The sequence below is a fragment of the Anaeromassilibacillus sp. An200 genome, from assembly GCF_002160025.1.
Taxonomy (GTDB): domain Bacteria; phylum Bacillota; class Clostridia; order Oscillospirales; family Acutalibacteraceae; genus Caccousia; species Caccousia stercoris.
Window position 1 is genome coordinate 1 of the sequence record NZ_NFJU01000072.1, and the last position, 6823, is coordinate 6823.

Below are 6823 nucleotides of genomic sequence, written 5' to 3' on the forward strand. Positions count from 1 at the left end.
CCTTATCGCCGTTGGTGTCCTCATAAAGCTCAAAGACAGCGCCGGGCAGCCGGTGGAGGAATGGATTGTCCGCAGTGTCCTCGCCGGTATCATCATCGGCGCTTTTTTCTGTCTCGCCAGCCTCACTTTCAGAACTGTTTTCCTCGTCCTCCTGGATAGACTTCAATTCGTCCACAGCCTCGGTCTTGATAACCTGTACCGTACCGTGGATCAGGGTGTTGTCAATCTCAATTTCAATGGTCTGTCCATCGGTGCCGATATAGACATGGTGCTGTTCCGGGCTGATGGAGTACAGAGCCGAAGGGCTGGAAATTTCCTTGATGATCCAATGGCCGAAAGGCACATCCTCAAAGGAGAAGGCGCCGTTTTCCCCGGAAGTTGTCACAAGGAGGGCATTTTCTTCTGTAAATTCCTCCGTGCCGGGAGCGAACAGGCCGATCAGCGCGCCCTCCAGGGTAAGGTCCTCACCGCCTTCGGGGTCCTCGCCGTATTTCACGCCGTCAATGCGCCCGCGGATCATCTCGTTGGAAATAGCCTCGCCGTCATTGACCGCAATCGTAACCAGGCCGATTTCCTGCCCGGCATACGCAAAGACTACCGGGTACTGCTGATCGGAAAGCACGAACGCCTCATTGGTGGTGCGCTCCTGGACATAGAAGCTGCCAAAAGGCAGGTCGGAGGCAAAGGCCGCCGAATACTGGCCGGGCGCGTCCTCCACCGGCGCAACCGCCACAACTTCCAGAAGCCCGCCTGCCGGAATCACGCTGCCGTCCAGGGCAGTCAGGTCCTCCGAAGCGTACAGGCCAAAGGAAATATCCTTGTATTCCTCGCCAAGCCCAATGCCTACCCTCGGCAAGCAGGACAGCGTTTTCCTTGTCCAGCTTGGCTTGCCCCTTGCGCTTCGCCCAGTATTCACGCTCGGTCACTTTGTTTTTGCTGCCGTTCAAGAGGTCGATCTGGTAAAGCCCCTCCCGGTGGCACATCTCCATGACTTCGCTGCGGAAATACCGCATGGCGGCTGCGGTGCAGCGGTGTTTGTCCCCGGCTCTGGTGTCGCTTGCCCTGTCCATGTAGGGCTTGCGCTCCACCTCGGCGATCCGCAGACTGTTGATGACAATATGCACATGGATATTGCCGCTATGGTTGTGTCCGTCCGGGTGGGTGCAGACAAGGGCTTGGTGTCCGGGAAAATGCTCTTTGCAGTAGGCAAGCCCCAACGCCTGCGCCCGGTCAACGGTCAGGCCGTTGTCCGCTGCATCCCGTGGGTCAAAGCTGATGATATAGTGGTGGCTCTTGATGTCCTCCCGTTTGCTGTTCTTGCCGTATCGCAGATTTGCCCGTATGCAGGACAGGGCAAAATCCTCACCCCCGCAATTCAGCGTGTCCAGCCGGTAGTCCTGCCGGGGAATGAGCCGCCCGGCTTCGTCAAGGGTGGGCTTCATGGTAAACTCGTCATGCTCAAAGGTCAGATAGGCTTCGGCGGCTCCATAGTCGGCATTTTTAGAGCTGATATGCTTGATCGTTGCCATAGGCTTCACCTATCACTTTCAGCACCTCGAATTTGAGGGCGGAAAGGTCGGAAACGGCGGCTCTCACCTCGCTGGACAGGGCGTTGTACGGTGCGCCGTATTTGTTCAGATACCGGGCGATCTGGTTTAGGTTGCTGCCGATTTTCCCGTACTGCGCCACAAGGGAAGATACGGCGGTGAGTATTTCCTCGCTGTGGGCAGTCACCCGGATAACAGGGGAAATTCGGCTGTAAAAAACGGCTTGCCGGATATACTCGGACTGGCTCATGGAGAGGGCGGCGCATTTGTCCTCAAAGGCTCTGCGCTCATCCTCGGTCAGACGGGTCTTGACAACACATTTCCGCTTGGGGGTGTTGTAGGTCTTGCGTGTCATGGTGGCTCATCTCCTTTCGTTTGCTGCGGTTTGTCCTCTCACTGATAGGAGAAAAACAGGGTGTAAATCGGAACTGTTTTTGAAAAATCCAAAAAATATTTGCGGGGGATTTTTCGGCGGCGTAAGCCGCAAAAGGCGGGTTTGGGGTGGCAACCCCAACAAGTATCTGACCGGGGGACAAATGAGCGAAAAGCGAAATTTGGTACACTGGTCGATACTTGCTCTGTAACTGCCGCAGACTGCTCCTGTCGGGTTTTTCCGTACATAGAACGGACAGGACAGGACTTCCGGCCCGCTGTGGGCGGCCTTTTTTCCTTTCGCCAATATGACGCCGGAACGGGGCTTTGCTGCCCGCTGGCTGCGGCTTTTTCCCTTTCCGCTAAAGGTACATTTCAAAGGCCGCCAGCTACCCGCTGGACGGAGATTTTTCAAAATTTCTTTTATTTCTTTTGCTTCTGTAATGCGAGAAAAGGAATTTTGGCAACCGGCAGAACAGAGAATTTTTCCTTTCACTCCCCACACCACCGCGTTTTGAAATTTTCCAAACAAAACGGCTTATTTTCTCTTTGCTTCTTACTACGGACAAAAATCCAAAATGCCAAACGCCGGGGCAGAAAAATTTCCCCCTCACTTACTACTACAATCTGAACAGGGCAAAATGGCCGGGAACGGAGCCGGGCAACAAAAAAAGCAGCAAATCTTTTTCAGACTTACTGCTTTCGCTGGCCGCGCCGGTGGCGGCTGGTATTCAGTTTTGAAAGTTTGGGCAGATTGGCTAGATAACTTAGGATTTGTCTACTTAACAAACTGGAAGTTATCTTCCTGTAATCAATCCTAATCTATTACCAAATTCCCCATTGACTTTTCACCTGTTACCTTCTCACCCAGTCTATTTGCCCATCCTTCTGTAAAAAATGAAAAGTATGAAATCTGCTCATCTTTTCTCTTTTTATGTAAGTTCGGCAAAAATCCCCACAAAGTTGAAGGGATCCCAATTACAATAAGATATAGTGGACCTAAAATAAGGGACTGTAATGTATGACCATATTCATGTACAAGAAGTCTTTTTAAAAGTTCATCTTTTGTATACTCAACTTTTAATTTATCATAAAAGTATGGTTCTTTCGTTACAAATACAAACATTCCCAAAGAGACACTTGATTTATCATTCCATTCTGTTATTACTGCACCATGATAAAAATAGTGTCTGTCACGAATATGAAGCAAAAAATTTATCAATCCCAACAAAGACTGTAAAATACCCCATGTACACTGCACGATAAGATATAAAAAATTTTTCATAGTATATTCTCCACCAAATTCCAATTTGTCGTTGGCTTCATTATACTATGACCAGCTACCTTTGGGAATAGATGAATTGTAAACTTGCTGGGGAAAATCGCTAATGGAAGCCGGTGTTCGTCCTTTGCTTATCGGTCAAATCGAAACTTGAACAGTGCAGCAATTAGCTTCTGCTTCACATATTCCTCAACCTCGGCGTTGACTTTCCCGTGTACTTTGGAACAGTAGCGGATATATCCGGCGTAGTGGGAAAGAACGGTGTCGATTGCGTCCGGGTCGCCCTCATGCGCCTTGACTATTGTTTCATAGGGGAGAAGTTTACTCATAGCGTTTTCCCTCCATGAGCCGCCGGAGCCGCTTCAAGGCAAGCTGGATATGCCGCCCCGCTGTGCTGCGTGTCCGGCCAATATGTACGCCGATCACGCGCTGCGGCTGGCGTAGGAAATAGTAGCGGAAAATTTCTTCCTGTGTCTGCTCCGGCAAAAGCGCAAGGGCGGCGGCAAGTTCCGCATGGTATAGAACGGCGGTCTGCCCGCAGGCAGTAAAAAATATTCTTCAAACTGCTCCGGCTCGGCAAACTGGACAAACTTCTCATTCATCAGATAGTCAAGGGAAACTTCCCGTTCCCACCTCCGGCGCAGCTTCAAAATTATATCTATGGCGGCGTGACGAATGACAATCTTGCAAAAGGCATTGAATGTGTACTGGATATGCACTTTGTAGGCTTCATCTTCGGTCATGGAAATTCCCCCTCTCTGATAATAGTGCGGGGCGGCAGCACTCCTTGCTGTCGCCCCCTTGATTGCCTATCAGCAAAGGCGGGCGGGGCTGTCAACGGCGGCGCATTTTTTGCCCGTTTATCTTGACCGTTGACTGGCTCGGCTGGATTTGCTATTTTAGAAAACTCATGCCCAATCTTTTTTTCGATATAGCATTGCCCCAATAATGGTGAAAAACAGAGTGACACCCAAAAGAACAATCAACTCTGTAATATAATTCGTTAACGAATATCCACTAAATATCCCTTGCATTAGATCAACAGCGTATGTCATTGGCAGCAAATTTGCAATGGTTCTTACACTTTCCGGGAATAACATATCCGGCATGGTTGCTCCAGATAGAAAAATCATAAGAAAGTAGGAGAGGTAACAAAGCAGATTTGTAATTTTAGTATCTCGTGCAACAGCAGTGAAGAAAAAGCCAATCGAAAACATTGCTGCTACCGAGATTAGCATGGCAAGAAGAATCGAAAAGAAATCTCCTCGTATTTGTACTTGATATACGACCAATCCTACAAACAGTAGAACCAAAAAACCTACAAAAGTCATAACTACATTGATGCAAACTTGTGCAACCATAATGCTTTTCTTTCCAACTGGTGTTGCATCAAACCTTTTGTATATCTTTTTTTCTTTGTATTCTGCCAAAGTCAACGGCAATGACATCAGACCTGTTACGCCAATCACCATGACACAATAAGCTGGAACGGAAACATCAATCATACCTACCTCAGCCCCAAGATAGATTGGATTATTTCCGTAAATACTTCCAAACAGTACAAGCATCATTGTGGGAAAGACGAGCGTAAAAAAGAATCCAAAAAAATCCCGGATAAATAGCACAAACTCTACTTGGCAAATTGTTATAAATCGTTTCATAATATCCCCTCCATCGAGATTCCCTGTGTTTTGGGGACAAGTTTCAAATATAGTTTTTCCAGAGAGCATCCGTCATCCCATTCCTCCTGTGGAATGCAGCCTTTTACATACTCACGAAATTGATTTTGTGTTCCCCAAAAACGCTGGTTGCCTTTTTCCATGTATAGGATTTTATCCGCAAGAGCTTCAACCTCGTCCAAATAATGAGAAACCAAAATAATAGTTACACCGGTTTTGCGGATTGCATCAAAACTTTGCCACATATTCTGACGAACTTCTGGATCAAGGCCAGTGGTGATTTCGTCCATGATTAACAGCTTAGGCCGTCCCATAAGCGACAGCAAAATGGAAAGTCTTTGCTTTTCTCCTCCTGAAAGTTTATGGATTTGACGCTTTCGTTTATCAGCAAGATTCATTTGAGAAAGCAGAAGATTCCAGTCTGCGGGACGATCATAAAAACTCGCAAATAATTTACACTGCTCATCGACACGAATTTTTGAAGGATATTCTGTTTCCTGCAATTGTACTCCCATCAATTTATATATTTCACTTCGTTCTTCCCGTGGGCTTTTACCGAAAACTTGGATGGAACCGTGGTCAGGCTTTCGTAAACCTTCTATACATTCAACTGTTGAAGTTTTTCCAGAACCGTTCGGCCCAATAATTGCTAATATTTCCCCCTGTTTAACGGAAAATGAAACATTGTTTATCGCACGAACATTCTTATACGATACAGTTAAATCTTCAACTAAAACAATATCAGTTGCCATTGTCGTTTCCTCCTTTACAACTGGTCTGCTTATATAGTATCGTATCGCTTACTCTCTTACAATAGGAGTTGCCGCAGAGGTACGCTGCACTGTACAACAGGTCGATTTCTATGTCTAAAATGCATTTTCCATCTTGAAATTTATGATATAATAGTACCGTAAAGAGGTGGTGTGTCCATGAAAGTTGAATGTAACATAAACCCAGATTGCCAAGAACCTTGTGCGGTTCTTCACATAAAAAAGATGACTCCATTAATTGCAGAAATAATCAAGCTATTAGAAAAAGAGGATTCTGTTCAAGGTTCTTTAATTGCAGATAAAGACGGAAAAACATACTTTCTTGAGCCTGATAGCTTAGAATTGATTCGTACAGAGGGACGGGAAATCGTCTGTTATGATAAATTGAAAAACCGTTACACATTAGCACGACCTTTGTATGAGCTTGAAAGCCTTTTAGGAAATTCTTTTATCCGTGTTTCAAAATCCACTATTGTCAATATTTATCGCATTAGTCATGTTTGTGCTGCGTTCAACGGCACAATGGAATTGGTAATGAAGAACGGCGTGGAGGATTATATTTCCAGAAGCTTTCGCAAATCTTTCAAAGAAAGGTTGGGATTAGAATAATGCGAATGATTAAATTGATAATAAAATACTTGTTCTATGGAATTTCATGCGGTTGCACATTTTTTGTTGTTAGCTGTTTGTTTCTATATCTTGCAGGTGGAGAAAACAACCTAATGCCGATTGTTCAAAATTTTGCCGCACAAGCAATAGGGGCTATGCTGACAGGTATTGCTTGTGCCTCAACATCAGTGATTTATCAATTTGAAAAAATCCCTATGAGATATAAAATACTTTTCCATTTTGTGATTGGTATGGGCACTTATTATCCCATAGCAATTCACTTAAAGTGGATTCCTTTTTATCCCGAAAAAATTGGATATACAGTCGTTCAAATTTTGATTGCATTTGGGATTTTTGCTGCTATATGGCTGATATTCTTTTTGTTTGAATACATTGAGGCAAAAAATATCAATCAAAAACTAAAAGAACTGGAAAAAGATGATTTGAAATAACAGATAAGGCAGTCACGCTCGGTTTTGACTGCCTTATCGTGTTTGTGGACAAAACGGATAGTGGGTAGCTGTCTATATAAATTCTTATGATACTTTATCGCACATGAGCATT

11 protein-coding genes and 1 pseudogene are annotated in these 6823 nt (G+C 45.5%); 2 read left to right on the forward strand and 10 right to left on the reverse strand.

Annotated features, from left to right (window positions below; genetic code table 11):
* The 10 genes and pseudogenes from B5F35_RS17095 to B5F35_RS17140 form a co-directional block, all read right to left on the reverse strand.
* Positions 1 to 733 (reverse strand): MSCRAMM family protein (locus tag B5F35_RS17095; protein ID WP_330396280.1); only part of this gene is annotated, 733 nt, incomplete at its 3' end.
* 112 nt (positions 734 to 845) lie between these two features.
* Positions 846 to 1529, reverse strand: a pseudogene (locus B5F35_RS17100) (relaxase/mobilization nuclease domain-containing protein); the annotation flags it as partial.
* Complete coding sequence (locus B5F35_RS17105; RefSeq protein ID WP_087242786.1) at positions 1501 to 1902, reverse strand: plasmid mobilization protein; 402 nt, start codon at positions 1900 to 1902, stop codon at positions 1501 to 1503. The pseudogene B5F35_RS17100 and the gene B5F35_RS17105, both read right to left, overlap by 29 nt.
* 6 nt (positions 1903 to 1908) lie before the next feature.
* Positions 1909 to 2415 carry a hypothetical protein gene (locus B5F35_RS18565; RefSeq protein WP_140401275.1) on the reverse strand — a complete coding sequence of 169 codons (507 nt, stop codon included), beginning with the start codon at positions 2413 to 2415 and terminating at the stop codon, positions 1909 to 1911.
* Positions 2416 to 2736: 321 nt separating this feature from the next.
* A complete protein-coding gene (locus B5F35_RS17115) occupies positions 2737 to 3204 on the reverse strand; it encodes a hypothetical protein (protein WP_087242788.1) in 468 nt (155 codons plus the stop codon).
* A gap of 128 nt (positions 3205 to 3332) precedes the next feature.
* The gene (locus B5F35_RS17120) at positions 3333 to 3530 is read right to left on the reverse strand and encodes a helix-turn-helix domain-containing protein (protein WP_079699044.1); all 198 of its coding nucleotides are present in this window, start codon (positions 3528 to 3530) and stop codon (positions 3333 to 3335) included.
* On the reverse strand, positions 3523 to 3687 hold the full coding sequence (locus B5F35_RS19705; RefSeq protein ID WP_442856493.1) for a hypothetical protein: 165 nt from the start codon (positions 3685 to 3687) through the stop codon (positions 3523 to 3525). Before B5F35_RS19705 ends, B5F35_RS17120 begins: the two co-directional genes overlap by 8 nt.
* Positions 3624 to 3944: a hypothetical protein gene (locus B5F35_RS17125; protein ID WP_442856494.1), complete on the reverse strand. Its 321-nt coding sequence runs from the start codon at positions 3942 to 3944 to the stop codon at positions 3624 to 3626. Before B5F35_RS17125 ends, B5F35_RS19705 begins: the two co-directional genes overlap by 64 nt.
* A gap of 165 nt (positions 3945 to 4109) precedes the next feature.
* Positions 4110 to 4862 (reverse strand): ABC transporter permease, encoded by a 753-nt coding sequence (locus B5F35_RS17135; RefSeq protein WP_162611472.1) that lies wholly within the window; start codon positions 4860 to 4862, stop codon positions 4110 to 4112.
* A complete protein-coding gene (locus B5F35_RS17140; RefSeq protein ID WP_087242792.1) occupies positions 4859 to 5632 on the reverse strand; it encodes an ABC transporter ATP-binding protein in 774 nt (257 codons plus the stop codon). Before B5F35_RS17140 ends, B5F35_RS17135 begins: the two co-directional genes overlap by 4 nt.
* 177 nt (positions 5633 to 5809) lie before the next feature.
* On the opposite strand from B5F35_RS17140, the gene B5F35_RS17145 reads away from it, so the two are divergent.
* A complete protein-coding gene (locus tag B5F35_RS17145; RefSeq protein WP_087242794.1) occupies positions 5810 to 6259 on the forward strand; it encodes a LytTR family DNA-binding domain-containing protein in 450 nt (149 codons plus the stop codon).
* Between the two features lie 5 nt (positions 6260 to 6264).
* Entirely contained in the window at positions 6265 to 6711 is a 447-nt protein-coding gene (locus B5F35_RS17150; RefSeq protein WP_162611473.1) for a DUF3021 domain-containing protein, read from the forward strand.
* Positions 6712 to 6823 lie beyond the last annotated feature (112 nt).